This window comes from Plantactinospora sp. B6F1, assembly GCF_040120695.1.
In the GTDB taxonomy this organism is placed as follows: Bacteria; Actinomycetota; Actinomycetes; order Mycobacteriales; family Micromonosporaceae; genus Plantactinospora.
Genome location: NZ_JBEEAC010000006.1, coordinates 180,938 through 206,657, shown reverse-complemented (window position 1 = coordinate 206,657; position 25,720 = coordinate 180,938). Strand labels below are relative to the sequence as shown.

29 protein-coding genes are annotated in these 25,720 nt (G+C 69.0%); 16 read left to right on the top strand and 13 right to left on the bottom strand.

Annotated elements, in window-relative coordinates:
- Window positions 1–15: 15 nt before the first annotated feature.
- Together ABNF97_RS11655 and ABNF97_RS11650 are read right to left on the bottom strand one after the other, a co-directional pair.
- On the bottom strand, window positions 16–1,737 hold the full coding sequence (locus ABNF97_RS11655) for an ABC-F family ATP-binding cassette domain-containing protein (RefSeq protein WP_349338527.1): 1,722 nt from the start codon (window positions 1,735–1,737) through the stop codon (window positions 16–18).
- A 230-nt stretch (window positions 1,738–1,967) separates the two neighbouring features.
- On the bottom strand, window positions 1,968–2,177 hold the full coding sequence (locus ABNF97_RS11650; RefSeq protein WP_349338526.1) for a hypothetical protein: 210 nt from the start codon (window positions 2,175–2,177) through the stop codon (window positions 1,968–1,970).
- Window positions 2,178–2,292: 115 nt separating this feature from the next.
- Between ABNF97_RS11650 and ABNF97_RS11645 the strand changes: the two genes are divergently transcribed.
- Genes ABNF97_RS11645 through ABNF97_RS11635 form a run of 3 tightly spaced genes read left to right on the top strand, consistent with a single transcriptional unit; the run spans window position 2,293 to window position 5,590 of the window.
- Window positions 2,293–2,565, top strand: coding sequence for a hypothetical protein (locus ABNF97_RS11645; RefSeq protein WP_349338525.1), 273 nt, complete (start codon window positions 2,293–2,295; stop codon window positions 2,563–2,565).
- A gap of 28 nt (window positions 2,566–2,593) precedes the next feature.
- Entirely contained in the window at window positions 2,594–3,169 is a 576-nt protein-coding gene (locus tag ABNF97_RS11640) for a DUF6879 family protein (RefSeq protein ID WP_349338524.1), read from the top strand.
- A 3-nt stretch (window positions 3,170–3,172) separates the two neighbouring features.
- On the top strand, window positions 3,173–5,590 hold the full coding sequence (locus tag ABNF97_RS11635; RefSeq protein WP_349338523.1) for an ATP-binding protein: 2,418 nt from the start codon (window positions 3,173–3,175) through the stop codon (window positions 5,588–5,590).
- A gap of 12 nt (window positions 5,591–5,602) precedes the next feature.
- Here ABNF97_RS11635 and ABNF97_RS11630 read toward each other — a convergent pair whose 3' ends face one another.
- From ABNF97_RS11630 to ABNF97_RS11620, 3 genes are all read right to left on the bottom strand, one after another.
- The gene (locus tag ABNF97_RS11630) at window positions 5,603–5,884 is read right to left on the bottom strand and encodes a DivIVA domain-containing protein (protein WP_349338522.1); all 282 of its coding nucleotides are present in this window, start codon (window positions 5,882–5,884) and stop codon (window positions 5,603–5,605) included.
- A 183-nt stretch (window positions 5,885–6,067) separates the two neighbouring features.
- Window positions 6,068–6,610 (bottom strand): hypothetical protein, encoded by a 543-nt coding sequence (locus ABNF97_RS11625; protein WP_349338521.1) that lies wholly within the window; start codon window positions 6,608–6,610, stop codon window positions 6,068–6,070.
- A 209-nt stretch (window positions 6,611–6,819) separates the two neighbouring features.
- Window positions 6,820–7,086, bottom strand: a complete 267-nt coding sequence (locus ABNF97_RS11620; RefSeq protein ID WP_349338520.1) for a hypothetical protein — start codon at window positions 7,084–7,086, stop codon at window positions 6,820–6,822.
- 17 nt (window positions 7,087–7,103) lie between these two features.
- On the opposite strand from ABNF97_RS11620, the gene ABNF97_RS11615 reads away from it, so the two are divergent.
- Window positions 7,104–7,439 carry a GntR family transcriptional regulator gene (locus ABNF97_RS11615; protein ID WP_502930478.1) on the top strand — a complete coding sequence of 112 codons (336 nt, stop codon included), beginning with the start codon at window positions 7,104–7,106 and terminating at the stop codon, window positions 7,437–7,439.
- A gap of 112 nt (window positions 7,440–7,551) precedes the next feature.
- Here ABNF97_RS11615 and ABNF97_RS11610 read toward each other — a convergent pair whose 3' ends face one another.
- Window positions 7,552–8,769: an ISAs1 family transposase gene (locus ABNF97_RS11610; RefSeq protein ID WP_349338518.1), complete on the bottom strand. Its 1,218-nt coding sequence runs from the start codon at window positions 8,767–8,769 to the stop codon at window positions 7,552–7,554.
- A 583-nt stretch (window positions 8,770–9,352) separates the two neighbouring features.
- Between ABNF97_RS11610 and ABNF97_RS11605 the strand changes: the two genes are divergently transcribed.
- The 4 genes from ABNF97_RS11605 to ABNF97_RS11590 all read left to right on the top strand — a co-directional run bounded on the left by ABNF97_RS11605 (window position 9,353) and on the right by ABNF97_RS11590 (window position 13,017).
- Entirely contained in the window at window positions 9,353–10,057 is a 705-nt protein-coding gene (locus tag ABNF97_RS11605; protein ID WP_349338517.1) for a hypothetical protein, read from the top strand.
- A complete protein-coding gene (locus tag ABNF97_RS11600) occupies window positions 10,032–11,144 on the top strand; it encodes a DUF262 domain-containing protein (protein ID WP_349338516.1) in 1,113 nt (370 codons plus the stop codon). The genes ABNF97_RS11605 and ABNF97_RS11600 overlap by 26 nt, the downstream gene beginning before the upstream one ends.
- A 716-nt stretch (window positions 11,145–11,860) precedes the next feature.
- Window positions 11,861–12,655, top strand: coding sequence for a hypothetical protein (locus tag ABNF97_RS11595; protein ID WP_349338515.1), 795 nt, complete (start codon window positions 11,861–11,863; stop codon window positions 12,653–12,655).
- The gene (locus tag ABNF97_RS11590; protein WP_349338514.1) at window positions 12,652–13,017 is read left to right on the top strand and encodes a GntR family transcriptional regulator; all 366 of its coding nucleotides are present in this window, start codon (window positions 12,652–12,654) and stop codon (window positions 13,015–13,017) included. The genes ABNF97_RS11595 and ABNF97_RS11590 overlap by 4 nt, the downstream gene beginning before the upstream one ends.
- A gap of 57 nt (window positions 13,018–13,074) precedes the next feature.
- On the opposite strand, the gene ABNF97_RS11585 is transcribed toward ABNF97_RS11590, so the two are convergent.
- A complete protein-coding gene (locus tag ABNF97_RS11585; RefSeq protein WP_349338513.1) occupies window positions 13,075–13,437 on the bottom strand; it encodes a MerR family transcriptional regulator in 363 nt (120 codons plus the stop codon).
- A 56-nt stretch (window positions 13,438–13,493) separates the two neighbouring features.
- Between ABNF97_RS11585 and ABNF97_RS11580 the strand changes: the two genes are divergently transcribed.
- The gene (locus ABNF97_RS11580; RefSeq protein ID WP_349338512.1) at window positions 13,494–14,489 is read left to right on the top strand and encodes an aldo/keto reductase; all 996 of its coding nucleotides are present in this window, start codon (window positions 13,494–13,496) and stop codon (window positions 14,487–14,489) included.
- Window positions 14,490–14,643: 154 nt separating this feature from the next.
- Here ABNF97_RS11580 and ABNF97_RS11575 read toward each other — a convergent pair whose 3' ends face one another.
- Window positions 14,644–15,255 (bottom strand): DUF2249 domain-containing protein, encoded by a 612-nt coding sequence (locus tag ABNF97_RS11575; RefSeq protein ID WP_130460261.1) that lies wholly within the window; start codon window positions 15,253–15,255, stop codon window positions 14,644–14,646.
- A gap of 57 nt (window positions 15,256–15,312) precedes the next feature.
- On the opposite strand from ABNF97_RS11575, the gene fdxA reads away from it, so the two are divergent.
- The 4 genes from fdxA to ABNF97_RS11555 all read left to right on the top strand — a co-directional run bounded on the left by fdxA (window position 15,313) and on the right by ABNF97_RS11555 (window position 17,264).
- Window positions 15,313–15,657 carry a ferredoxin gene (gene fdxA, locus ABNF97_RS11570; protein WP_130460262.1) on the top strand — a complete coding sequence of 115 codons (345 nt, stop codon included), beginning with the start codon at window positions 15,313–15,315 and terminating at the stop codon, window positions 15,655–15,657.
- Window positions 15,654–16,352, top strand: coding sequence for a helix-turn-helix transcriptional regulator (locus ABNF97_RS11565; protein WP_349338511.1), 699 nt, complete (start codon window positions 15,654–15,656; stop codon window positions 16,350–16,352). Before fdxA ends, ABNF97_RS11565 begins: the two co-directional genes overlap by 4 nt.
- Window positions 16,353–16,476: 124 nt before the next feature.
- Window positions 16,477–16,902 (top strand): hypothetical protein, encoded by a 426-nt coding sequence (locus ABNF97_RS11560; protein WP_130460264.1) that lies wholly within the window; start codon window positions 16,477–16,479, stop codon window positions 16,900–16,902.
- Between the two features lie 23 nt (window positions 16,903–16,925).
- Window positions 16,926–17,264, top strand: a complete 339-nt coding sequence (locus ABNF97_RS11555) for a cupin domain-containing protein (protein WP_130460265.1) — start codon at window positions 16,926–16,928, stop codon at window positions 17,262–17,264.
- A 161-nt stretch (window positions 17,265–17,425) separates the two neighbouring features.
- On the opposite strand, the gene ABNF97_RS11550 is transcribed toward ABNF97_RS11555, so the two are convergent.
- From ABNF97_RS11550 to ABNF97_RS11530, 5 genes are all read right to left on the bottom strand, one after another.
- Window positions 17,426–18,847, bottom strand: a complete 1,422-nt coding sequence (locus ABNF97_RS11550) for a cellulose binding domain-containing protein (RefSeq protein WP_349338510.1) — start codon at window positions 18,845–18,847, stop codon at window positions 17,426–17,428.
- An 865-nt stretch (window positions 18,848–19,712) separates the two neighbouring features.
- Window positions 19,713–20,558 (bottom strand): ATP phosphoribosyltransferase, encoded by an 846-nt coding sequence (gene hisG, locus ABNF97_RS11545; RefSeq protein WP_130460267.1) that lies wholly within the window; start codon window positions 20,556–20,558, stop codon window positions 19,713–19,715.
- 97 nt (window positions 20,559–20,655) lie between these two features.
- Window positions 20,656–20,919: a phosphoribosyl-ATP diphosphatase gene (locus tag ABNF97_RS11540; RefSeq protein ID WP_101366712.1), complete on the bottom strand. Its 264-nt coding sequence runs from the start codon at window positions 20,917–20,919 to the stop codon at window positions 20,656–20,658.
- Window positions 20,920–21,000: 81 nt separating this feature from the next.
- Window positions 21,001–22,203 carry a GerMN domain-containing protein gene (locus tag ABNF97_RS11535; protein WP_349338509.1) on the bottom strand — a complete coding sequence of 401 codons (1,203 nt, stop codon included), beginning with the start codon at window positions 22,201–22,203 and terminating at the stop codon, window positions 21,001–21,003.
- Window positions 22,204–22,286: 83 nt separating this feature from the next.
- The gene (locus ABNF97_RS11530) at window positions 22,287–22,808 is read right to left on the bottom strand and encodes a SigE family RNA polymerase sigma factor (protein ID WP_349338508.1); all 522 of its coding nucleotides are present in this window, start codon (window positions 22,806–22,808) and stop codon (window positions 22,287–22,289) included.
- A gap of 204 nt (window positions 22,809–23,012) precedes the next feature.
- Here ABNF97_RS11530 and ABNF97_RS11525 point away from each other — a divergent pair, with 204 nt between their 5' ends.
- From ABNF97_RS11525 to ABNF97_RS11515, 3 genes are read left to right on the top strand one after another with little or no spacing between them, the layout of a single operon-like run.
- Window positions 23,013–23,870, top strand: coding sequence for an ABC transporter substrate-binding protein (locus ABNF97_RS11525; RefSeq protein WP_349338507.1), 858 nt, complete (start codon window positions 23,013–23,015; stop codon window positions 23,868–23,870).
- Between the two features lie 2 nt (window positions 23,871–23,872).
- Window positions 23,873–24,712, top strand: coding sequence for an ABC transporter permease subunit (locus ABNF97_RS11520; RefSeq protein ID WP_130465543.1), 840 nt, complete (start codon window positions 23,873–23,875; stop codon window positions 24,710–24,712).
- Window positions 24,709–25,467, top strand: a complete 759-nt coding sequence (locus tag ABNF97_RS11515) for an ATP-binding cassette domain-containing protein (RefSeq protein WP_130460270.1) — start codon at window positions 24,709–24,711, stop codon at window positions 25,465–25,467. Before ABNF97_RS11520 ends, ABNF97_RS11515 begins: the two co-directional genes overlap by 4 nt.
- Window positions 25,468–25,720 lie beyond the last annotated feature (253 nt).

Here is a 25,720-nt window from a genome sequence, read left to right as displayed (position 1 = left end):
CCAGGTCGCGCCCGACTACCCGACCGCGTCGGCATCCTCGCCCGCGCCGGGCGTGCCGGCGCCGTCCGCGAGTAGGGCCCGGACCTCGTCGGCGGCGTTGGCGCGCAGCGGCAGGGTCGGCCATGCCGCGAGGTCGCTGCGCAGTTGACGGTCATGGGTGGCGACGACGACGGCTACCGGGGTCTCCAGCAGGGCGGCGGTCAGTTCGTCGACCAGGGGCGCCGACAGGTGGTTGGTGGGTTCGTCGAGGATCAACAGGTCGGGTCGCCCGGCGAGCCGCAACGCGAGGTTGAGCCGGCGCTGCTGGCCCTGGGACATCCGGCCGACGGGAGTACGCAGAGCTGCCCTGTCGAGCAGGTTGGTCGCGGTAAGCGGCAGGTGATCCCTGTCGGGCAGGCGTCCCCGGGACTGGAGTTGGCCGACGTGCTGGTCGTACAACTCGTGGGCGAGCGCGCTCGGCGGCCAGGCCGGTACCTCCTGCCCCAGGTACGCCACCCGGGCCCGCCCGAGATGGCGTACCTCGCCGGTCGACGGTTCGAGAACGTTGGCCAGTACCGCGAGCAGTGTCGACTTGCCCGCCCCGTTCGGCCCGGTGACCAGCAGCCGGTCCCCACCGTCGAGGGTGAGCGTGACACTCTGGTGCAGGCGTCCTGCCACGGTCACGTCGTGGCAGCGCAGCACGGGTGAGCCGGGGCGGGTGGCGAGGTCGGGCCAACGCAGGCGCAGCGGCGGTTCGGGCACGGTGAGCTGGTGGGCGTCCAGGTCGTCCTGCCGGCGCCGGAGCGCCTGGACGACGCCCGGGGCGCGGGACTGGCGCTGATGTTTGCCGTGCCCCTTCTCCGGACGCCAGCCGGTGCTGAGTCGCTGCTGCGCCTCGCTCACCGCGTCGGCCAGTCGCTGGTGTTCGGCTTGTTGAGCCTCGTAGTCCCGCTCCCAACGCTCGCGCTCGCGTCTACGCCCCTCCTGCCAGCCGGAGTAGCCACCGGCGAACAGCCGCGGTCGGCCGTCGTGACTGGGGTCGAGGTCCAGGAACTCCACGGCCACGTCCTTGAGCAGGGCACGGTCGTGCGTCACCACCACCACTCCGCCCGGATGCTGGCGCAGCCGTGCGGTGAGAAACGCCAGGCTGTCGGCGTCGAGATGGTTGGTCGGCTCGTCCAGCAGCAGCAGGTCGTAGCGTGCCCCCAGCAGGCACGCCAGGCGTACCCGGTAGCGCTGCCCGACCGACAGCGTCGAGAGCGGGCGCTCCCGGTCGGTGCAGGCGTCGAGCCCGGCCAACGCCACGTCGACGCGGCGCTCCGCGTCCCAGGCGTCCAGCCGGGTGGCCGCGTCGAGTGCGGAGGCGTACGCCGAGTCGGCGCCTTCCCTCCCCTCGGCCAGCGCGGTCGCCGTCTCGTCGAGCGCCCGCAGGGCGCGGTGGGAGTCCCGCATCGCCCCCAGGACGAGGCTGCCGACCGTCTCGCCGCCGCGCGCCTCCAGCGACTGCCGGGCGACACCGATCGTGCCGATCCGTTCCACCGTGCCCTGGTCAGGCGAGATCATGCCGGTCAGGACGTGCAGCAGCGTCGTCTTGCCCCGACCGTTCTCGCCGACGATGGCGAGGCGGGAGCGGGCGGAGACGGTCACGCTCACGTCGGAGAGCACGACCCGCCCGCCCAGCACGACCCGTACGCCGTCAGCTCGGATGTGCGCCCGGTCACCGGCGGGCAGCCAACCACCCCAGGCGAAATCGGACAAGGTGGTGGAATCTGGTGATGAATTCAGGTCAAGGTTCCGCATTGTCTGCTCTTCGGCTCGTCGTGGAGCCGGGCAGCACGAAGACGCCGCCCGGCAGGAACGCCAGGACGGCGGACAGAGCTAGCTGAGGATCGTTCGCGTCAACCCTGCCGCCGTCAGCGGCGGAACCAGGGCCTCATCGCGGCGATGCCTGAATGCATGCCTGCAACTATAGCCGGCGTCCGTCGGCGTCAACGGGCGACGAGTCGGCTCACGGTGGCTGGGTTCGGCGGTTCAGCGAACGCAACGTCGACCACCGCCCGCTCGGCCGGTCGATGCAGGAACCGCTCTCGCACGAACGAGATCAGCGACTGCACCGCGAATCGGCTCCCCTCGGCGACTTCCGTCGTCGCCCGGGAGACCAGCGCCGCGACCGCAGTGGCCAGGACGGGATCCGTCATTCACGACACCTCCGAGAGGTTGCCTTCCTGAATTTCGCCGCGTGCAGACAAGAGGCAGTCCGACTCATCGATGTTACGCTAAGTAAGTTTTCAATGACACGCCTCGGAGGTCGTCATGGGCAGCAAGCGGTGGCAGGCGGACCCTTCAGCGGATCTGTCGCGGCGTTGGGGGAAGTCATCGCACGAACTGGGAAACACGTCCGGCGACGGTAGTTGCCCGGACATCTGGGAGCTGGCCAACGGTGACGTAGCGGTGATCGGCCAAGACCTGACCGAGGCGTATCGGACCAGGCTTCCTGCCGGGGTTTCGGTTGACCCGGGCGAGCGACTCGTTATCATCCCGCGATCGACAATCGTCGCGGCCAAGGTGGACATACCTGATGCATGACCTCTTCGCTGGCGATCCCGGGGAGGACTTGAGTCTCCGGAATTACTGGCCCGACTTCGAGCAACGGTTCTGGGCGACCACCGCGCCAGGTTTCTGGAAGCTGGAGCGGCAGCAGACGTTCAAGGAGCCGGACGATGCCTGCTGGCAGACATTCGCCGCCGGGCGGTGGGCGGATTCGCTCCGGATCCTCGATCAGCGACGCGGCGAGTTCGCGGACTACTACCGCAGGATCGCCGAGCGCGGCTTCCACACCCGTCGGGTTCGGGTGGTCGAGAAGCCGATCACGCCCTACCTACAGTGGGAACTACACGTCCTCCGGCTGCGCCACGAGTACGGCGGCCTGACCAGGGTGATCGGGTCTGACCGAGTTCAGCGGTACGAGGCGAGTGCGCCGTTGCCGGAGATCTACACCCTCGGCACCGACGTGATGTATGAGGCGGTCTACGGCGAAGACGGGGTGTTGGCAGCGGCTCGGCGATGGCTGGATCGGGATCTCGTCATTCGGTGTCAGCGGTTCATCGCCGACCTCTACCGCGACGGAGAGCCGTTGGACGAGTTCTTCGTCCGGGAGGTCGCGTCGCTGGAGCCGCCCGGCGGGCAGTGACGGATGGGCCTCGGGACACCAAGCGGTGAGGAGCGGGACGCCGCCGGTCAGGTGAACCGCTCCGAACTGGCCGGGCCGGCCGACCTGGTGCAGGCCCGAGACGTCCACGGTGGTGTCCACTTCCACGGGACCGAACGGGAGACATCCGAGCCGCCGCCGCGACAGCTTCCCGGCGACGTACGCGGCTTCGTCAACCGGCTCGACGAGTTGGCGGTCCTCGACCGGGTACTGATCCACGATCAGGGAACACCTCCGGACGTCACCCTCTACGTGATTACCGGCACCGCCGGGGTGGGCAAGACGTCACTCGCCCTGCGCTGGGCCCACAGTGTCCGTCACCGCTTCCCTGATGGGCAGCTCTATGTCAACCTGCAGGGATACGACCCGGGAGCACCGGTCACGCCGACCCAGGTGCTCAACCGCTTCCTTCGGGCGCTGGGCGTCCCCGCCGCCGCGATTCCGCCGGAACTGGAGGAGCGTGCCGCGCTCTTCCGCTCCCGGCTCGCCGACCGGCGGGTGCTGGTGGTCCTGGACAATGCCGCCACCGTCGGGCAGGTCCGCCCACTGCTCCCAGGCACCGACAGTTGCCTGGTGATCGTCACCAGCCGTAGCCGGCTCTCCGGGCTCGTGGCGCGCGACGGTGGGCTCCGGCTGACCCTGCGAGTGTTACCGGAGGGTGATGCCGTCGCCCTTCTGAACAATGTCACGGCAAACTACCGCCGCGACGACGATCCGCACGACCTGGGTGAGCTGGCCCGGCTCTGCGCCCGACTCCCGCTCGCGCTCCGAATCGCCGCTGAGCGGGCGGCAAGCCGGCCCTTCATGCCGCTTCGCGAGCTGATCCAGGATCTGCGGGACGAGTCGGTGCTCTGGGACGCGTTGACTGCCGAGGACGACGAGGAGGCGGACGCGGTTCGGACGGTCTTCGCCTGGTCGTACCGCTCGCTGACGGACGGGGCGGCCCGGCTGTTCCGGCTGCTCGGGCTGCACCCTGGGCCAGACTTCAGCACGGAAGCGGCGGGCGCGCTCTGTGCTGCGCCAACCCAGCAGGTTCGACACCTGCTCGACGTACTCGTCGGGGCGCATCTGCTGGAGCAGCACGCACCCGGGCGGTATCAACTGCATGACCTGCTCCGCGCCTACGCTCTGGACCAGGTGCGACAGCTCGAAAGCGAGGATGCGTCGCGGGCCGCGCTGCGGCGGTTGCTGGACTGGTATCTGCACACGGCAGCCGGCGCGCTCGCGCGGATCCTGCCGTTCAGCCGGGCGCTGCCGATGGTCGCCGCTGCCCCGGACGTCACCGCGTTGACCTTCGCCGGCAGTGCCGAGGCCCGAGCGTGGTTCGAGTGGGAACACGACAACCTGGTCGGGGCGACCCGGGCCGCAGCGACGGCGGGCCTGCAGCACGTCGCCTGGCAGCTCGCTGTCGTGCTACGAGACGTCTTCATGCACCAGAACCTGTTCGACAGTTGGCTGACCACCAGCCGCCTCGGCCTTACCGCCGCCCAAGCCCTCGGCGACCGGCATGCCGAGGCGGAGAGCCGGGAGAGCCTCGGCAAGGCCCACTTCCAGGCCCGTCAACTGGCCGAGTCCGCCGAGCACCATCATGCCGCGCTGGAGATCCGGCGCGAGCTCGGAGACCGGTTCGGGATCGCAGTCTCGGTCAACGCTCTCGGGCTGCTCGGGCTGCGGCACCGCCGACTCACCGAAGCGCTCGCCTACTTCCAGGACAGCCTGGAGATCTTCGAGGAGCTCGGCGAGCGACGCTGGGCGGCCCTGCTGCACAGCAACCTGGCAGAAACTCACTACGAACTCGGGGACCTGGTCAAGGCCGCCGATCTGCTGGCGCGGGCGATCGCCGTACAGCGGGAGATCGGTGACCGTGGTCAGGAGGGGAACTCGCTGTTCTTCCTCAGCATGACCCTGCGGGAACTGGGGCGAGTCGACGAGGCTCTGACCACCATCGAGGCGGCACTCCTGATCGCCCGGGATGCCGGAAACGCGGTGTGGCTCGCCCACTGGCTGGTGGAACATGCCAGGGTGTCGCGCGCCCTGGGCCGGCCCACCGACGCGCTGGCATCCGCACATGAGGCGGCGACCCGGCAACGAGTGATCGGGGACCGCAGCCGCGAGGCGATGGCTCTCGACGGCGCGGGCGAGGCGTATCGGGAGCTCGGCCAGCCGGACGAGGCGATCAAGTTCCATCTGCGGGCGGCGGCGGTCCATCGGGAGCTGGACGACGGGTGGCAACTGGCCAACACGCTCGATCATCTCGCCACCGCTCTGGTCGATGCCGGACGGCTGCGGGAGGCGGTCGAGCGGCGGCGGGAAGCCCGCACGCGGCTGGCCCGATTCGATGACGCCCGTGCGCTCGCGGTACGCGCCCGCCTGGACAGGCTGCTGGCTGAGCCCAATGGTTGAGCTGAGCCGGCCTCACCACCGGCCCCGGTTGGGCGTGCGGGGCGGGGTGCGCTGATGCGGGTCGACGAACCAGCAGCGGGCGTGCCGGGAGCGCCACTCCCCCAGCGTCTGGCGGAGCCGTTCCGCCTCAAGCTGGGCGGTCGACTCGGCCTGGCCGGCGCGGTCCAGTTCGTCGGCGAGGGCGCGCAGGTAGGCGTACACCTCGGCGGGGTCGAGGCCGCGCCACCGCGAGCCGAACCGTTTGGCGCGGACCTTGTCCGGCCGGAAGATCCGTCGCGCGCTGCGATAGATCACTCGGCACCTCCGGTCGGTGCCGGTGCGCTGGTTGCTGCCATCTGGGTCCCTTCGCAGGTAGCGGCGCCGAGGCGGGCGGGGTCGTCCGTCGACCGCCCGGGTAGCCGACGGCCGGAGCCCGGCACCCGCCCCGGGCCAGCTCGGCTCCCGGCCACCGGGGGGATGGCGACCGGGAGAGTCCGGTCAGGCGGTCGCGCCGGTGACCTGATCGGCGTACGACGCCAGCGCACCGACCGCCTCGGTCAAACTCCCGGTGAGCAGGCCGAGGTGTTCGGCCGCCCGCGACCAGTCCCGGGTCACGTCCGCGATGCACAGGTGCGGGTCGGCGGCCTCCCGGAGCTGCCGTTCGGCGTAGTGGAGCCGCCCGGGGAGCCCGGCGAGGCGTTCGGCGGCTACGGCAAACCGGGTACGTGACACGTTCAGCGAGCCGACGACCCGGCCGATGCTCGCCACGTCACCGCCGCCGATCTGGCCCCGGAGCTGCGTCAGCCCGCTGTCGAGCAGCCGCTCGACGTGGCTGGCCAGGCTGAGAGCCTCCTCGCCGCAGCGGCGTGCCTGGCGCAGCTCCGGATGCGTCGAGCCGTCGCCGGCCCGGTCGAGCAGCACGGCCGCCGCCGCGACCAGCAGGTACGCTTCGCGCAGCTCGCCGCAGACCTTCTCCGCGGCCCACGCCGCAGCTTCCGGACCCGCCGGCATGTCTGCCGTCGCCGCTTCCGGCACTGTCACGCCGGTCTCCTTCCGTAGGGGGTTCGCTGGTGGTGTCGGGGCGACCGGTGCCGCCGACGCGGGTTCGGGTCGCCCGCGCGACGGCCACCGGCCGCCCCGACACCACCCGGGCCGTGCAGCCCGGGAGCCGAGTCGCCGCCCGCTTGCCGGCGGGAGCGACTCGAAAACCGTGAGCCGGGCAGCGTCGCGTCCGGTGTGCTGCCCGGCGATCACGACCGCCGCCGGTTGCGCCGGATGGGCGGGGTAGCCGGGTAGCGGTCCGCCCGCTGGTTGCCGGCGAGCGCCGCCCGCCGCTCCCCCGGCCGCACGTAGACGAACGCCCCGTCACACCGCAAGGTCTCGACGACCTCGGGTACGTCGTCCGCCCCCGCCCACTGCTGCCGGTGACCGGGTACGTGTTCGTCTGCGCGCGTCGGTCGAGGCAGTTCAACCCGCATCCCGCCGCCGCGTAGGAACCACCTCCACCGCTCAGCCATGACTCTCCCAACCGGTGATGTTCGAGGTTGGCGACAGCCTAACAGACCTTACAAGCAAGGCAAGCAAGGCTAGGGATGCTTTAACTGTTCGATCAACTGGATGCTTTCCTGATCACATGCCGTACGCCCAGCCGCTCTGGCGCCAGATCAGGGATGACCTGCGTGCCAAGATTCGGGCTGGCATCTACCCACCCGGCAGCAAGCTTCCCTCTACTCGCGAGCTGGCCGACGAGTATGAGACAAGCCACGTGACGGTCCGACGGGCCGTTGATTCGATGATCGAGCGGGACGAGCTGGTCGGACGTACGGGCATCGGTGTGTTCGTAGTCGGAGATGATCAGCCGCCTTCGTAAGAAGTCCCGGGTGAGCTTCCGGCCTGGAGCCGGTCAGCCGGGGTCACTCGACTCCCATTCGGTACGAGGTGCGGACACCGTCGGCGCCCGACAGTCGGGGGTAGGACCAGGGTCATTGCGTTCTGGGATTGCCGCTGGTGACGGCGGTGATGAGGTCGTGGGGACGGTGGTTGGCGCGTCGGGTGGCGCGGGCGATGTTGGTTTCCCCGCTGGTGCGGTGGAAGCCGATTGAGGTGTTACGCAGGGTGGCCATGACGGCGGGTCCGTTGCCGGTCCGAGCTTGATGTGAATCTTCACGGAACGTTACATCTCGGATGTGGTGCACGCGGTTTTCGATGAGCCACTCGCGGCGGATCCAGTCCTGTAGGTCGCTCGGGTGGGCGTCGGCGGCAGGCAGCGAGATGGTGAGGTACGCGGTTTCGCGGGTGGTCTTGCCGCTGCTGGTGATCGTGCGGGTCCGGGTGATCCGGATGGCCTGTTCGGCATATGGGAACCCGATGCCGCCAGGGGTATGCACGGAGACGGCCTTGACGGTCCGGGTCTCCCGTCGGCCGTGGCCGCGGTCGCGGGTCTGGTGGCCGACCGGGATCTGCGCCCAGGGCAGCGTTTTGAGCTGGTGGAACAGGGTCGGCTGGTTAGCCTTGACCGGGATCAGCAGATGGCCGCCGCGTGCGGCGATCTCGGCCGCGTGGTTGACCTGCGTGTGCAGTGCGTCGGCGACGAAGATCAGGTCTCGTAGGCTGCCCAGGACCTGTTCGACCGCGTCCAGCAGCGGTGCGAACGCTGGGATTTCGTTGGACTTCGCACTGACGGTGACCTGGGCGAGGATGATGCCGGTGTTGGTGTCGAGCGCGGACAGCAGATGGACTTGGCTGCCGTCGGCGCGGCGGGCACCCCGCAGGGTCTTGCCGTCGATCGCGATCACCTGCCGATACCGAGGCCGCCGGGGTGTGGCCGGCCGGGTCCGGGTGCGCAGCCAGCCCGCGAGAACCGTGGCCAGAAGGTCGGCATCCAGGCGGATCAGCAGCCGCCACATCGTGCTGGTGGCCGGCACATCCCGACCGAAGCCGAGCCGGGCGCGGGTGATGTCGTCGAGGTCGTACAGCCAATCACTGATCGCGGTGACCGACGACGCGCCGGCCAGGACCGCGCACACCGCGACCGTCAGGAGTCCGGCGAGCGGGTAGCGCAGGCCGCGCGGACTACGGGGATCTGGCACCTTGGATAGCGTGTGTAGCAGCCCGGCCTGTTCACCCTCGGTCACCGGGCGGGCGGGGATGTCGGTGGGGGTGGTGACTGCGGACAGTACCTGGATCGGGCATGCTGACATCGCGGGTGAGGTCCTCAAAGGTGTTCTGGGAGCGTAGAGAACTCCATGATCACCTAGGTGATCTCACCCGTCCCGACCGCCTCCACAAAGGCCGATCACTCCGCATAATCCCAGCTCAAGCGGCAATCCGCCGAACACGCAATGGCCCTGGGGGTAGGACGAGCACGAAGGTGAACGACCGCAAGCCGGTTCATCGTGACCGACGCCCTCGGCCTCATCATCGCTTGATCACGTCTGTGCAGCTCAGCGCCGCCTTCTACCTAGGGACACACACACGCAACCGCCGACCCTTCCAGTAGAGCCGCACCGCACGCTGACGCAACTCGTCCGAGTATTGCCAGGGGCGGGCACAGAGAACCTCCTGGTCGGGACCTATCAAATCATGATCGAAGTTCTCCGACCTACCGGGGAACCTCATGCCCCCGTGCATGCACATTTGGATCAACGGGAAGCCGGATGGCGAGGTTGAGCCAGTAGACGTAGCGGCGGAGCGGCTGCCGGGTCCGCAGAGCAGGCCGCGTAAGGCTCTACCTGCGAGAGCGTGAACGATTGAGAGAAATGCGCTACGCTCTCAGCACTCTTCATGGAGATCGCGGATGACCTCACAGCCATTTGCCAACTGGTGCAGCGCACATGTGACGTATTCAGCTCGACATTCACTGGGGAGAGCATGAACGAGGTTTCAGGGCTGCCCGACTTCTGGGAGGAGTTTTGTTCTCTAGGAAAGGAGGTTGACTACTTTGTGACCGCCCGGCTATTCGACGGAACACCCGCGGCATGGCCTCTCGAACTCAACTACATCAAATGGCGACATCTGGTTGCAACCGAACTCGGCGTTGATCCGATGGCGGTCCAGCTAGTCGGAAGCGCCCGTCTGGGCTATTCCCTCAACCCGAAGAAGAACTTCAGAAAGTTCCATGAGAGCTCAGACTTGGACATCGCGGTAATCTCACCAGAACTGTTCGACCGGGCATGGGGCGAACTCCGAGAAATAATCGAGGACGAGATTTTCGCCAACAAGAAGAATTATCTCCGGAAGCTCGTTTTCGAAGAATGCATCGCCCTTGACGTAGTACTGCCTCGACTGTCCTTCGGTGAGCGGTGGTCGCGGTCGCGAGATAGTTTCATTCAGGATCTCGGGGAAGCCTTTATAAACTGCGAAGTAAATTATCGACTGTACCGCAACCATAAGTCACTCAGAATTTATCAGGCGAAGAGTGTGGGCATCGCGCGAGATCGCGCGATCGAGGAGGGCGTGCACCATGGCCGATCACGGGCTCAAGTTTGAGATCGAGTCGAAGACTGTAGCGGAGTTTCGGTCGTTGGACAAGTCCGGCGAACTGATCCTCCAGCCTGAGTATCAGCGTCAGGCGGTTTGGCCCGAACGTGCCAAGGTGTCCTTGATGGAGACCATCCTCCTCGGATATCCGATCCCGGAGATCTACCTTGCTTACGAAACCTCGCCAGAAGGCGAGCAAAAAGCTTCCGTCGTTGACGGTCAGCAGCGCCTCACCTCTCTGCTTGGGTTTTTAAACAACCAATTCCCGCTTGACGGACTAGAAGACGAAAAACTGAAGGAGAAGTTCGAGGGATTGCTTTTCAAGGAACTTCCCGACGACGTGCGTCAAGAGTTCTTCCAATACCGTTTCCCTATTCGGCGCCTATCAAACCTTGCCGACGAGTTCGTCCGCGCAGTTTTCGCCCGAGTCAACAGGGTAAATATGGTACTGACAGAGCAAGAGCTCCGAAACGCTCTGTTGCCCGGCCCGTTCAACGAATTCCTCAAGGATTGTGTAGCCCACCCAATAAGCACGGTGTCCGGAGTTTTCAGTGGTGAACGACGCAGGCGAGGTGGTGACCTAGAGTTCTACGCCGAGATCTTCGGCACCTGCATCTTCGGGCTGTCCAATAAAAAGACCGAACTCAACGAACGCTATGACAAGATCTCTGCGGATTTCGAAGACTACCAGGATCGTTCAGCAGAGTTCCTCGCGCTACTAACGTTCCTTAGAAGTACTATCAAGTGGGGCGGCCGAACCAGGTGGTCGAATATCATCGATATGTTCACGCTGCTGCATGTTTCTTGGGAACTACGCGAGGAACTCAGCAATGCCGACCCGGTCCAGAGAGAGCAGCTTCGGGATATTCTGGATCTGTTTCAGCGCGCAGTCTCGGCCAGAAAGCGCAACAGCGAGGACGGAGATGACGTTGGCCTCTCCGCATCTCTTTCAGCAATGCTGCAAATGACCGCCGAGGAAGTCGATAAGGCGACCGAAGGTTACATGTCAGGTATCCGGAACTCGTCCGACCTGGGATCACGCCGAGTTCGCTCCCAGCACCTGAGATCCATACTTTCGAAAATGCTTAAGAGTTGACTGCGCTATTTCGCTTCGGACGGTGTTCCCGATAGGTGTCGGGCCGGCTGTCTGTTGAAGATGGGGTGCTTACTCGACAGCAGGGCATGGGCAGGCAGCGGACGTATCCCTCGGACATGACGGATGAGCGGTGGGAGATCATCAAGCCGATACTCCCGCTGAGATCAAGGAGGCGGGCAGGCCGCCGACGGGTCTCGTCGGACATCGTGGATGCGATCCTGTACGGGGATTAAGCACGTGCTGTGGTCGTCCGATGACAGTGGGGTGACCTGGCGGGCCGAGGCGTCGTGCGTGCGGGTTGCTGGCGGCGGCCAGTGGGCTTCCCGCCGTGGCAGACCATGTGCGGGCAGTTCCGGCGGCGGAAGAAGCAGCGGGTTGCCGAGCGAATCGTTGACCCGCTGCGGGACATCAACCAGATGCTAAGCCGTCTCACTCGCGGCGGTCCTGCCCACCGGCAGCAACGCCACATCTTCGACTGGCCCGACTGATGCCTTTCGGAAACACCTTCTCAAGCGCTCTTGTCCTGTGGGGTATGCGTTATGGCTGAGCTACGTCAATTCGGCTAGGGCTCATCGATGCCTCCGACGGCCAACGCTGCGCTGTCCTGTGGGCCGGGTATGCGCGCCAGCAGCATAGCGCCCACCCGGGGGGTTGACATTGTCGCACCCTATGACTCAGTCTGATGGGACAAAGCTTGCGACGTACGGAGGTAAGGCATGCAACCGCCAGCTCAGACGGACCCGAAGCGGTGGCTGGCCGGGGTGTGGTTGGAGCGGCACGGCCTGGCCGACGTCGAGCCGACCCCGCTGATCGCGACGCGGTTGGCGGTGCGGCGGCGGGCCAGGGTCACCGACAGCCTGCTGCTGGCTGGATTCATCGTCGGCGCGGCACTCACCCACGTGTCGGTGCGGACCAGCGACGTCACCTCCTCCTGGCTGCCGATGCTGGTGCTGGTGGCGCTGGTGGTCGGGTTGCTGGTGGCGCAGTGGCTGCTCGGCTGGTGGGTGCGGCACGCCGACCGGCGGGCCGGCGCGCGACTGTCCCGGCGGGTCGCCCACCCGGTCCAGCTCGGCTGGTCGGCGGTGCTGGGTCGGCCGTACGCCGTCTTCACGGTCGCCAGCTTCACCGCCGCCCTGGTGCTCGCGGTGAGTGCGCTCGCGGTTCCCGATCCCGGCCTGCGGCGCGGGGCGACCGTCGTCCTGATCGGACTCACCGGCGCCGCCGTCGGCATCGTGCTGCAACTGCGCAACGTGCTGGCGAGCCCGGCCGTGGCCGACGACGAGGCGTCGCTCACCGCCGATGTGATCATGCGGGTCGAGGACGCCCGCGCCCTCGTCACCCCCAGCCTGGTCTGGACGCTGCCGGCAATTTTCCTGTACGGAGAATCGTTCGGCTGGTGGAACGTCGCCTCGATCGGGCTCGTGGTGGTGGGCGGCATCGCGTACTGCCTGATCCACTACCGGAGCACGGGTGTGGGGACGGCCGCTCGGCGTGCCATGGTCACCGGATGATCGTCATCGACACGGGCTCGCCGACTCCGCCGTACGAGCAGCTCCGGGCCCAGCTCGCGAGGCAGATCCAGGATCGCACGCTCGCCGTCGGGACGAGACTGCCGACGATCCGGCGGCTCGCGGCCGACCTCGGCCTCGCCGTGAACACCGTCGGGCGGGCGTACCGGGAGCTGGAGGAGGCCGGGCTGATCGAGACCCGTGGCCGGGCCGGTTCGTTCGTCTCGGCCGCCGGCGAAAAGGCTCTCGAACAGGCCCGCCGCGCCGCCCACGACTACGCGGCGGTCGTCACCAGCATCGGCATCGATCCCGCCGAGGCGATCCGGATCGTCGAGGCGGCACTCGGCCGGCCCGCGACACCCTGAGTCCGGCGACACCCGGAGTCACGCGGCACCCTCCTGAGTCACGCGACGACCGGAGAGTCAGTCGAGCTGTCCCCGGTACCAGGCGATTTTGTCCTGGAGGTGGGCGTACTGGTGGCGCAGCAGCTCCATCCGCTCCTCGACCTCCCGGGAGTGCTCCTCCAGCAGGGCGAGACGTTCCGTCAGGGTGATCTCGCCCTGCCGGGCGAGTTCGGCGTACCGGCGCAGCTGGGCGATCGGCATCCCGGTGTCCCGCAGGCACCGCAGGACGTCCAGCCAGCCCAGGTCGTCGTCGGTGAAGACCCGGCGACCGCCGGACGTACGCCCGATCTCACTGAGCAGGCCGATCCGTTCGTAGTAGCGCAGGGTGTCGAGGCTGAACCCGGTGCGTTGCGCCGCCGCCGAGGGGGTGTAGGTATCCACGCGCGGCAGCATAGGCGCCTTGACCTGGAGCGCGCTCCAGCTTGCAGAGTGATGTCATGAAACGACTTCTTGGCCGGAGTGGCATCGAGATCAGTGCACTGGGTGCGGGCTGCTGGGCGATCGGTGGCCCGTACGGCGACAGCGCCAACCAGTACGGGTGGGGCGGCTCGCGCGACGACGACGAGTCGATCCGGGCCCTGCACCGGGCCCGGGAGCTCGGCATCACGTTTTTCGACACCGCCAGCAGTTACGGTGCCGGGCACAGCGAGAAACTCATCGGCTCGGCCTTCCACGGCGTACGCGACCAGGTGGTGATCGCCACCAAGTGGGGCTTCACCTTCGACGAGGAGCGCCGCCTCGCCCTGGGCACCGACGACAGCCTGGAGTTCGTCCGCGCCTGCCTGGAAGGTTCGCTGCGCCGGCTGCGGACCGACTACGTCGACCTCTACCAGCTTCACCTGGGCGACCTGCCCGTTGCGCGGGCGTTGGAGATGATCTCCGTCCTCGACGACCTCGTCACCGAGGGCAGGATCCGGTCCTACGGCTGGAGCACGGACGACCCCGCCCGAGCCGCCGCCTTCGCCGAGGCCGGAGCCGGCTGTACCGCGATCCAGCACGACCTGTCGGTGCTCAGCGGCTCCGCAGAGCTGCTCGCGGTCTGCGAGAAGTTCAACCAGGCCAGCATCAACCGTGGCCCGCTGGCGATGGGGCTACTCTCGGGCAAGTACCACGACGGGCGGCAGGTGCCCGGCGACGACGTACGCAGCCAGGCCCTGCCCTGGATGCGCTACTTCCGCGACGGTGTGGGCGCGCCCGAGTGGCTCGCGGCGATCGACGCGATCCGCGAGGTGCTCACCTCCGGCGGCCGAACCCTGGCCCAGGGGGCGCTGGCCTGGCTGTGGGCGCGCAGCCCGGCCACGGTGCCGATCCCTGGATTCCGCACCGTGGAGCAGGTGGAGGAGAACGCCGCCGCGATGTCCTTCGGGCCGCTGACCACGGCAGACATGGCCCAGATCGATAAGATCATGACCACCGTCACGACGGCCGACTAGCGACGCCGGAGAGGCGGCGCGACAGCGCTTGAGAGGCGGTCCGGCGATCGCCTCTCAAGCCCGGGCCACCGGAGACACGATCTCCCCGAAAGGCTTCCGGGTACGTCCGCCGGTGCGGAGGGCCGTCCTTCCCTCCACACCGGTTCCGCCAGCGTCAGCCGGCGGCCTCGGCACCTCCCACGGTGGCACCGAGGACGAGGGAGCGGCGGCGCTGGTGGACGGTGAGGTAGCGCAGCCCGTCCGGGCCGGCGACGAACCGGCGCCGGGAGCGGCGGGGCAACCAGACCAGCGCCCCGGGTCGAAGGTCGAGCGTGTCGAGCTCGGTGCCGAGCTGGCCCGACCCGGCGAGGACGACGAGGAGTACGTCCAGATCCGGGCCGGCGTGCCCGTCGATGTCGCCGCCGGGCGGCAGCGCGACGATGTTGGAGTCGAGGTCCCGCTCGCTCATCGGCAGTTTCCAGATCGCTCCGGCGGCGTCCGGGTCGCCGCTGGCGGCGACCGTCGCGGTGTCGCAGAGGATGCGCGGCAGCGGGGTCGACGCGAGTTTGCTGATCCGGATCCGCCAGACCTGCGGCCCCTTGTCGAGGTAGTCCCAGCCGTAGCCCCCGGGGTGGTCGATGTCGAACTCGTCACGCAGGTGGCGGGGATTGTGGTTGTTGATCAGCACGAAGGACTCACCGACGGCGAGGGCGTCGTAGGTCCGGAAGATGGTCGGGTGCTTGTCCGGCTTGGGCAGGCCACGCACGTCGAGTTCCTGGTCGGGCATCGCGGTTCCTCTCGTCGGACCCTATTTATACAAGTACCGGTTGTGTAAACTCAAGTCGTGACCTATGTGATCGCGCTCCCCTGCGTGGACGTGCTCGACCGGGCGTGCGTGCAGGAATGCCCGGTGGACTGCATCTACGAGGGCGCCCGCAGCCTCTACATCCAGCCGGACGAGTGCGTCGACTGCGGCGCCTGCGAGCCGGTCTGCCCGGTCGAGGCGATCTACTACGACGCCGACCTGCCCGACGCGTGGCAGATCCACGAGCCGGACAACGAGCGGTTCTTCACCGAAACCCTGCCCGGCCGGGCCGCGCCGCTGGGCTCGCCCGGCGGTGCGGCCCGGCTCGGCCCGCTCGGCGTCGACACGGCGTTGGTGGCCGCCCTGCCACCGCAGACCTCGTGAACCGGCCGCCCCCGGGCCGCCGCGCCGACGTGCTGGCCGTGCTCCGCACCTCACCGCTGCCGTTGAGCATCACCGACATCGCCGAGCGGCTCGGCGTACACCCGAACACGGTGCGATTCCATCTCGACACCCTGGCCGGGACCGGGCAGGTGGAGCGGGTCCAAGCGGCGCCCGCCGGCCCCGGCCGGCCGGCGCTGCTGTTCCGGATCCGGCCCGGGATGGATCCGACCGGACCACGCAACTACCGCCTACTGGCGGGGATTCTGGCCGGCAGCGTCGCCACCGATCCCGCCGCGCTGGGCAGGGCGACCGAGGCCGGACGTGCCTGGGGCCGGCAGCTCGCGGAATCGGCGGCCAGGTCGGCGGGGTCACCGGCCGGACCGGCGGAGCCGTCGGCTGGGTCGTCCGCCGACGTCGAGGACCAGGCGGTCGACCGGCTGGTGGAGCTGCTCGGCGAGCTCGGTTTCGCACCGGAGCGACGGTCCACGGGCGACGTCCGGCAGATCGGGTTGCGGCACTGCCCGTTCCTCGACCTCGTGCATACCCAGGCCCAGGTCATCTGTCAGGTGCATCTGGCGCTGATGCAGGGTGCGTTGACCGGCACCGGCGCCTCGGCCACGGTCGAGCGGCTCGAACCCTTCGCCGAACCGGATCTGTGCCTGGCACACCTCGGCACGGCGGGCGGCACGTCGTGACCGGTAACCTGCCGCAGCCGCGCACCGGCGCGGAAAGGAAATGTCACCTGCCGCAGCCGTGCGTCGGCGCGGAAAGGATCTGTCACCTGCCGCAGCCGTGCGTCGGCGTGGGAAGGGAGTAATCATGAGCCTGGCTGCGGCGATCGCCACCGCCGTGACGTTCGTCTGGCTCGGCATGGTGCTGGCGATCTCCTTCCTGGAGGCGCCGCTGAAGTTCCGGGCCCCCGGGGTCACCCTGCCGATCGGGCTCGGCATCGGCCGACTGGTCTTCCGGGCGCTCAACGCCGCCGAGATCGTCCTCGGGGTGCTGCTGGTGGCCGCGATCGTGGCCGCCGACACGACAACCGGCGGTGCCGTCGCGGTCGCGGTGGTCGTCGCGGCGCTGGTGGTGCAGCTCGCCGTGGTACGACCCCGGCTGACCCGCCGGTCGGACCGGATCCTCGCCGGTGCGGAAGCGCCCCGCTCGCGCGGGCACTACGCCTATGTTGTGCTGGAGGTGGTCAAGGTCGCCGCCCTGATCACCACCGGCACGCTGTTGCTGTCGGCCTGAGCACCATGTCGGAAGGTAGTGTGATGCAGTCGATCTCCCTGACCACCCTGGTGGACGAGCAGTTGGCCACAGCGCGGGAGAGCAGCAGCGGCCGGAGCGCCCGTACGGTGCACGGCGGGCACGAGCACAGTCTGCGGCAGACCCTGCTGGCGCTCGCCGCCGGGCACAGTCTCGGCGACCACGACAGCCCCGGCGAGGCGACGCTGCAGGTGCTGCGCGGCCGGGTACGTCTCACCACCGCCGCCGACACCTGGGAGGGATCCGCCGGTGACCACCTGGTCATTCCGGCCGAGCGGCACGGCCTGACCGCGCTCGACGACTCGGCCGTCCTGCTCACGGTGGCGACGACGCTCGGCTCCTAACCGGTCGACCCCTGAACCCGCGAGTTCAGCCACGAGCCGAGGATGGGGACCGGCTATCCGCCAGCCCCCATCCTCGGCCTTGTCGATTCTCCGGCTCCCCGAACCGGAGCCGCATCCCTGGCTGAGCGCCTTACGAAGCGCCCCTTACTCAGCGTCCCTGGCTAGGCGACGCAGCTGATCGGCGACGGCACCGTCGGGGTACCGGTGGTGGTGGCCTGGAAGCCGACCGTGACGCTGCCACTGGCCGGGATCGTGGCACCGAAGCCGGTGCCGGTGGCCGTCGCCTGGGCGCCCGTCTGCGAGATGGTCACGCCCCAACTGTTGTAGACGCTCTCACCTCCGGTGAAGGTCCACCCCGCGGTCCAGCCGTTGATCGTGGCACCGGTGTTGTTCCGCACGACCAGGTCGACCTGGACGTTGCCGGGCCAGGCGTTGGTGATGACGTAGTCGACCTCGCACGACGAGCTGGTACCCGACGAACGGTAGGCGGCGATGGTGCTCGCCCACGCGCCCAGCACCCGGCTGTTGTCGCGGGCCCCGGTGATGCCGGTGGTCCAGCCGCTGACCGTCACGTTCGGGTTCGAGAAGTACGGGATCCGCGTACAACTGGTGCACCCGTTGGTGGCGTTGGCGTACGACATCACCGTCCGGAGGTTGTCCGCGACGCTGAGGTGCGCGAACGCGTCGGAGTCACACGGGTTCGATCCGACGTTGTCCGGGTCGTGGTTGGCGCACAGGTTGTGCCCGAGCTCGTGCGGGAAGGAGAGGTTGCCGACCGCGCAACCACCATCGACCAGCGAGTACGCGTCCAGCTCGGACGGGTTGCTGCTGGTCGGGAAGCGGCCGAGACCGCAGACCGAGGTCGCGTCGGTGATCACCGCGACCAGGTCGGCGCCGTTGGAGTCGCGTGCCGTGTGGAGGTTGTCCACGATCCCGTCGGTCTTGCTGCGGATCGCCGTGAAGTAGGGCGAGTCGTCAACGGTGCCGTCGGTGGCGTTCCGCGTGTAGTTGAGATCGAGGCTGTTGGTCAGGGTCAGTTGCAGGTCGATCTGGGAGTTGGCGTACGTCATGTTGCTGACGTTGATCATCTCGATGATCTCGTCCTCGACGGCGGCGACGCTGCCGAACGTCGCTTGCGCGTGCTCGTCGAAGGCGACCATGACGTCGATCACCGTCGTCGCCATGGTGCCGGTGCCCGACGGAGCCGCCGGTGACGGTGCGCCGGTGGCTTTCCGGGTCTCACCCGGGTGACCGTCTTCGGCCGGATACGTCCGTCCGTCCTCGAACACGAGGTGCCGGCCGCCACCGAGCGGCTCGATGCCGTACCTGGTGGAGCCCTTCCAGAACGCCCCGTGCAGGTTCCCGTCGATGACGGTGAGCAGTGCCGCGCCGTCCTGGCCGCCGGCCGAGTACGTGCTGGAGGACCTGCCGTTGGTCCCGACGCCCCGACTCAGCGCCACGTTCGTCTCCAGGGCGATGTCGGTGTCGTCGAAGAGCTCGAGGGCCACCGACTCGGCGGCCAGCGACGGGTTGAGCGTCTCGGTGTCGATGTCGACGGTCCGCACCCGCTTGGCGGAACGCACGATCTCCGCGAGGTACGGAGACAGCGCGGCAGCCCTCGCCGAGCTTGCCGAATCGGTGAACTCGATGCTCGCCGATGTCCCGGCGTCGGGCTCCCTCCAACGGGTGGCGGTTGACGTCGACGGCAGCGTCGGGACCGCTGCCGCGCCCGAACCGCCGGCTGGGTCGGTCGGTGCGGCGGCAGCCGGTGTGCCCAGACCGACCAGACCGCCCCCGATCAGGACCGTTCCGGCCAGCGCTACGAGCATTCTCTTTGGCCTGTACACCTGTACTGTTCCCCCTGCTTCCGCTCGGGGTGGCAAGAGGGCGTCACATCGGATCACGCCTGGACCGCCCCACCACCTGAGACGTTGACGGCCACCAATGTGCCGGGCCAGGCTTGCAGGAATCTTGTAGGTCTCTAAATCCGCTGCCCGGAGTGGGCGGGCCGCAACGGCGACCCGGTGCGGAGGGGGCGTCCTTCCCTCCGCACCGGGTTTCCGCCGGTGTCAACTGGCGGCGCTGGTGGGCCGCCGCCGTTGACTGGCAGCACGGGCGGCACCTTCCCCGGACCGAATCCGGCGCCGTGGAAGCCGGATCCGGTCCGACGACCCGACAACGAACCAGTCCGTGGCAGCCGATGCTCAACCGCCCGCAGGCGGTCGTCGGTCCGGCGGCGGTCCGCGACCGACCGAGACAGTTGCCGAAAAGTTCCGGTAATCTCCCCGTCGGCATGCCGTACCACTATTAATACCCATCGAAGCCGCTCGACACAAGACCTGTAGATGCCAGGTGTGAGACCACCACAGCTCCCGGAAGATGACCGGAAGTTCCGGTGGGCCGAGACCTACGGTGGCCATGGCCAGGGGGCGACGGCCGGGCCGCGAGCTACAGCCGGCAGGCGTGGATGTTGGTGACCAGGATCGCCCGGGCGCCCACGTCGTACAGCTCGTCCATGATCCGGTGTACGTCCCGGCGCTGCACCATCGCCTGCACCGCCACCCAGCCCTCCCGGTGCAGCGGCGAGATGGTCGGCGACTCGATGCCCGGGGTGAGCGCGCTCGCCTTCTCCAGCAGGTCGGCCCGGACGTCGTAGGCGAGCATCACGTAGCGGCGGGCGACCAGTACCCCCTGCAGGCGCCGGACGAGCTGGTCCACCTGTCCGTTGGCCGGGGCTTCGGTCCGGCGGATCAGCACGGCCGACGAGTGCAGGATCGGCTCGCCGATGATCACCAGGCCGGCCTGCCGCAGCGTGGCGCCGGTCTCCACGACGTCCGCGACGACGTCGGCCACGCCGAGGCGTACGGCGTTCTCGACCGCACCGTCGAGCCGGATCACCGTCGCGCGCAGCTGGTGGTCGGTGAGGTAACCCTCGACCACTCCGGGGTAGGCGGTGGCGATGCGCCGGCCGTCGATCTGATCGACCGTCGAGACGGTCTCCGGCCGGGCGGCGAACCGGAACGTCGCCGCACCGAAACCGAGGTCGAGCATCTCCTCGGCCGGGCTGGCGGAGTCGACCAGGAGGTCCCGGCCGGTGATGCCGAGGTCGAGGTCGCCGGAGCCGACGTAGGTGGCGATGTCCTTGGGACGGAGGTAGAAGAACTCGACGCCGTTGGCGTCGTCCCGGCAGGTCAGGTCGCGGTCGTCGGGGCGCTGGCGGTAGCCCGCCTCGGACAGCATCTGGGCGGCGGGTCCGGACAGGGTGCCTTTGTTGGGAAGGGCGATGCGCAGCATCGGAGGTGCTCCTCGCGGTCAGGGATCGGAATCGGGCTGACGGACGCGTCCGTTGGGTGGATCCGGTGCGGTGGACCGGAGGGGACGCGGCGGGGCACTACAGATGTCGGTAGACGTCCTTGAGCTCCAGGCCTGTGGCGAGCATCAGCACCTGCGCCTGGTAGAGCAACTGGGAGATCTCCTCGGCGGCCCGTTCCGGGCCCTCGTGCTCGGCAGCCATCCACGCCTCGGCCGCCTCCTCGACGACCTTCTTGCCGATCGCGTGCACGCCGCGCTCCAGCGCGGCCACCGTCGCCGAGCCGGGTGTGCCGGCTGCGGCCTTGGCCTGCAACTCGGCGAACAGCTCCTCGAACGTCTTCACGGAATCCGATTCTCGCAGCCGGTTGGCACCGGCCGGGCCGCCGGGTCGGCCGGCTGCCCACCAGGTGGACCGCCGGCCGGTTCAGCGCACTGTCACGGTGTGGTCGTCGAGGAACTGCTCGGTCCCGTCGGCCAGGGAGATCGCGTACGCGGTCAGGGTGTACCGGCCCGGCGGCAGCGCGACGGCGACCCTCGCCTCCCCCTGGGCCGGCCCGGCGACGGAGAGCGTGACCACCTGCTCGCGCACGGTACGCGTACCCTCCTGGATCCGGAGCTGGGCGGTCGCCTCGGCCAGGATCCCCGCGACGTGCACCTCGAAGCTGCCGCCGACCTCGTCGCCGTGCTGCGGCGAGATCAGCCAGACCGGGGCGAGCACCTCCATCGCCGGGGCCCGGCGCAGCACCCCCGAGGTGTCGACCCGGCCCCAGAGCCGGTCCACCGGTGCGCCGTCGAGCCGCAGCCGCAGCCCGGAAACCCCGGGCACCGCGGTGACGGTCCAGACCAACTGTTGCACGGCCAGCCGCGCCACCGGCGCGGACACCTCGTTGCGGGCCGCCCCGGCCAGGTCGACGGTGGCGATGCCGTCGCGGACGGTCACGGTGCGCAGGTCGGTCCCTTCCGGCCACGGGTTGCGGTAGTCCGGATCCATCCCGACCGGCCCGTCCAGCAGGTTCCGCAGCGCGGCGGTGACCCGGTCCCGGGACGAGCCGTCGTGCAGCCACAGCCGGTGGTACTCGCGGTAGAGCCGGGGTCGGCCCGGGTCGCCGCCGAGGTAGTAGACCGGCAGGCCGGCGCTGCCCGCGGTGGTGCCGGGTGCCGGCGTACCCGTGCCGGTGCCGACCGACGGGGTGACGGCGTCGCCGGGCGGGGTCGGACCGGGCTGGATCCCGTCCGGTGCCGGTGACCCGTTCGCGGACCGCTCGACGCCGACCGCGCCCGGCGGTGGCTCGGCCCGGTCCGACGGTGTCGGGACGACCGTGCCGACCAGCCCGACCAGCACGGCCGCGACGCTCAGCGTGGCGACCGTCACCGCACCGGCCGCGAGCGGCGACCAGCCGCCCCACCGACCCCGGGCGCCCCGGGGCGCCGACCAGCGCGGTCCCGGCCACCAGCGCCGGGCGCCGCCCCGGTCACCGGCCAGGATCCGCCGCTGGATGCCGGGCAGCGCGTCCGGTCCCGGCTCGATCCGGTCGGCCTCGGCCTCGAGTACCCGGCGCAGCAGGTCCTCGTCCCGGTTCCCCCGCTCCTCCGCTCCCGCCGCCGATCCGGACGCCGATGCCGACATCCGCGCCGCTGCCGACATCCGCGCCGACGCGGACGTCGACGCCGACGGTGGGTCCGCAGGTGTGTCCGGTCGCCATTGCTCGTTCATCGCTCCGCCCCCATGGTCTGCTTCAGCGCGGACAGTCCCCGCGAGGTGTGGCTCTTCACCGCACCCCGGCTGACGCCCATCAGGTCGGCGGTCTCCGCCTCGGAGAGGTCGAGGTAGTAGCGCAGCACCAGTGCCTCCCGTTGCCGGGTGGGCAGGGTACGCAGCGCCGCCATCACCGCGTCGTGCCGGAGCAGGTCGAGTGCGCCGGCCTCCGCGCTCGGCGCGTCCTCCGCCGGTCCTACCCCGGCCAGGTACGCCGTCACCACCCGGCGGTGCCGCAGCGCCGACCGGCACCGGTTCAGCACGCTGGTCCGCAGGTAGCCGAGGGCCCGGTCGGCGTCCCGCAGCCGGGACCAGTGCCCGTGCAGCGCGACGTAACCGTCCTGCACGATCTCCTCGGCCGCGCCCTGGTCGTGCAGGAGCAGCGTGGCGAGTCGCACCAGCGGGCGGTAGTGCGCGGCGAAGAGGCTGGTGATCGCCTCGTCCGCCGACCACTGTGGTGGTCCCGGTCGTGTCATCGTCCTCCCGCCGGGCGGGTCGGAGACCAGTTGGGTCGTCACGCCAGGATGACGCGCGACTGTCCGTTGCGGTTTACCGCCCGTTCCGGTTTACCCGCCACGCCGGTCCGACACCACTCGACAGGCCGCTGACAGGCCGATATGTCGATCTGGCCGATGGGACCATCTATGGATCTTCGTCGAAGTGTGCCTATGCTGTCGGCCATGGCTCGCCGATCTCTGCCGGTCGCGCTCACGACCGCCACCCTTGTTCTCGCGGCCCTCGTCGGCTGCGCGCCCCAGAACCTACCCACCCCGGGCCCGGCACAGCCCGCCTGTACCAAGGCGGACCTGAAGACCCGTACGCCGGGCAAGCTGACCATCGCCACCGACGACCCGGCGTACGCGCCCTGGTTCGCCGACAACCTGCCCGCCAACGGCAAGGGCTTCGAGTCGGCGGTCGCGTACGAGGTCGCCGAACAGCTCGGCTTCGCCCGGATCGACGTGCAGTGGGTTCGGGTCAAGTTCGAGACCGCGATCGCGCCCGGGCCGAAGGAGTTCGACTTCGACATCAACCAGTTCTCCATCACCGACGAGCGCAAGCAGGCGGTCGACTTCACCTCGCCGTACTACCTGGCCCGGCAGGCGGTCGTCGCCGGGAAGGGCTCCAAGATCGCTGGGAAGACCCGGCTGGCCGACCTGCGGGGTGCCAAGCTCGGCGCGCAGGTGGGCACCACCAGCTACCAGGCGATCACCGACGTGATCAAGCCGACGGTCAAGCCACAGGTCTACAACACCAACGACGACGCGAAGAAGGCGCTGCAGAACGGCCAGATCGACGGCATCGTGGTGGATCTGCCCACCGCCTTCCACATCACCTCGGCCGAGGTCAAGGACGCCACCATCGTCGGGCAGTTGCCGCAGGTCGGGCTCCCGGAGGCCTTCGGCCTGCTGCTCGACAAGGGCTCGCCGCTGACCGGCTGCGTGAGCGGCGCGGTCGACGCGTTGCGCGGCAACGGCACGCTGGCGGACCTGGAGAAGACCTGGCTCTCCGAGGTGGCCGGTGTAGCCGACATCACGTGAGTCTGACCGACCACCACCCCTCACCGATCGCCCGCCAGCGGGCCGCCTACCGGAAACGGCAGACGGTCCGCTCGGTGCTGGTCGCCGCCGCCTCGACCGGAGTACTCGGCACCCTGCTGGTGCTCGCGGTGACCGGCTCGCCCGGCTGGGTGCGGGTACGCGAGTCCTTCCTCGACCCACGCATCGCCCGGGCAGCCCTGCCGGAGATCCTCACCGGACTCTGGCTCAACGTCCGGCTGCTGTTCTTCTGCGCCCTCGGTGCGCTCGCCCTCGGCCTGGTGGTGGCGCTGCTGCGTACGCTGCGCGGGCCGGTCTTCTTCCCGGTCCGGGCGCTGGCCGCCGGCTACACCTACACGTTCCGCGGGCTGCCGCTGATCATCGTGATCTATGTGCTCACCCTCGGCGTTCCCGGGCTGCGGTTGCGGGGCATGCCGTCGGTGCTGGTGCTCGGCGGGACCGCGCTGGTGCTCACCTACGCCGGCTACCTGGCCGAGGTGTTCCGGGCCGGCATCGAGTCGATCCATCCGAGCCAGCTCGCGGCCGCCCGGTCGCTCGGGCTCACCTACCGGCAGACGATGCGGCACGTGGTGCTGCCGCAGGCGGTCCGCCGGGTCGCCCCGCCGCTGCTCAACGACGTGGTGGCGCTCCAGAAGGACGTCGGGCTGGTCTCGCTGGCCGGGCCGATCGACGCGGTACGCGCCGCCCAGATCGCCACCGCCGAGACTTTCAACTTCACGCCGTACATTGTCGCGGGGGTGCTCTTCGTGCTGCTCGCCGTTCCGCTGATCGCGGTCACCGACTGGGTGACCCTGCGCGCCGCCCGCCGGCAGGCCGCCCGATGACACCCCCGGTGCTGCGCTGCCGGGGGCTGCGCAAGGTCTTCGGCGGACACGTCGTCCTCGACGATCTCGATCTGGACGTGACCGAGCACGAGGTGGTGGCGCTGATCGGCGCCTCCGGCTCCGGCAAGTCCACCCTGCTGCGCTGCGTGAACCTGCTGGAGGAGATCGACGACGGCACCATCGAACTGGACGGCGAACACATCACCGACCCGCGCACCGACCCCGACCTGGTACGCCGACGGATCGGCATCGTCTTCCAGGCGTACAACCTCTTTCCGCACCTGCGGGTGCTGGACAACGTCACGCTGGCGCCGGTCCGGGTGCACCGGCGGGACCGGGCGGAGGCCGAGGCGCAGGCCCGGGAGCTGCTCGCCCGGGTCGGGCTGGCCGAGAAGGCGGCGGACTATCCCGACCGGCTCTCCGGTGGGCAGCAGCAGCGGGTGGCGATCGTCCGGGCCCTGGTCAACTCGCCCCGGCTCCTCCTGCTCGACGAGGTGACCTCGGCGCTGGACCCGGAACTCGTCGGCGAGGTGCTGGCGATGATCCGGGACCTGAAGGCGGACGGCATGACCATGGTGCTGGCCACCCATGAGATGGGCTTCGCCCGCGAGGTCGCCGACCGGGTCTGCTTCCTGGACGGCGGGCGGGTGATCGAGGAGGGGCCGCCGGAGCAGGTGCTCGGCGAGCCGACCCAGCCCCGTACCCGGCAGTTCCTCCGCCGGATCATCGAGGCGGGCCGGCTCCAGGTCGGCTGAGGGAACCGGCGGTTGTCGGTGGCAATAACGCGACAGATCCGCTCTGGAAATTCCATCGTCACCCCCGGACATGAGCTGCGCGTCGACTTCCTTCGACAAAATGGGAGTGACCGCCTATCCACGTCGCCCCAAGACCGCTTTGGACATCCAGCCGGAATGGAAAGCCTGCCGGTTTTGCCTACATCGGACGTTCGGCCAACGCCGGTCGGATGATTATTTCGACGATCGCCGGATCGGTTGTTGTACCGCCGAC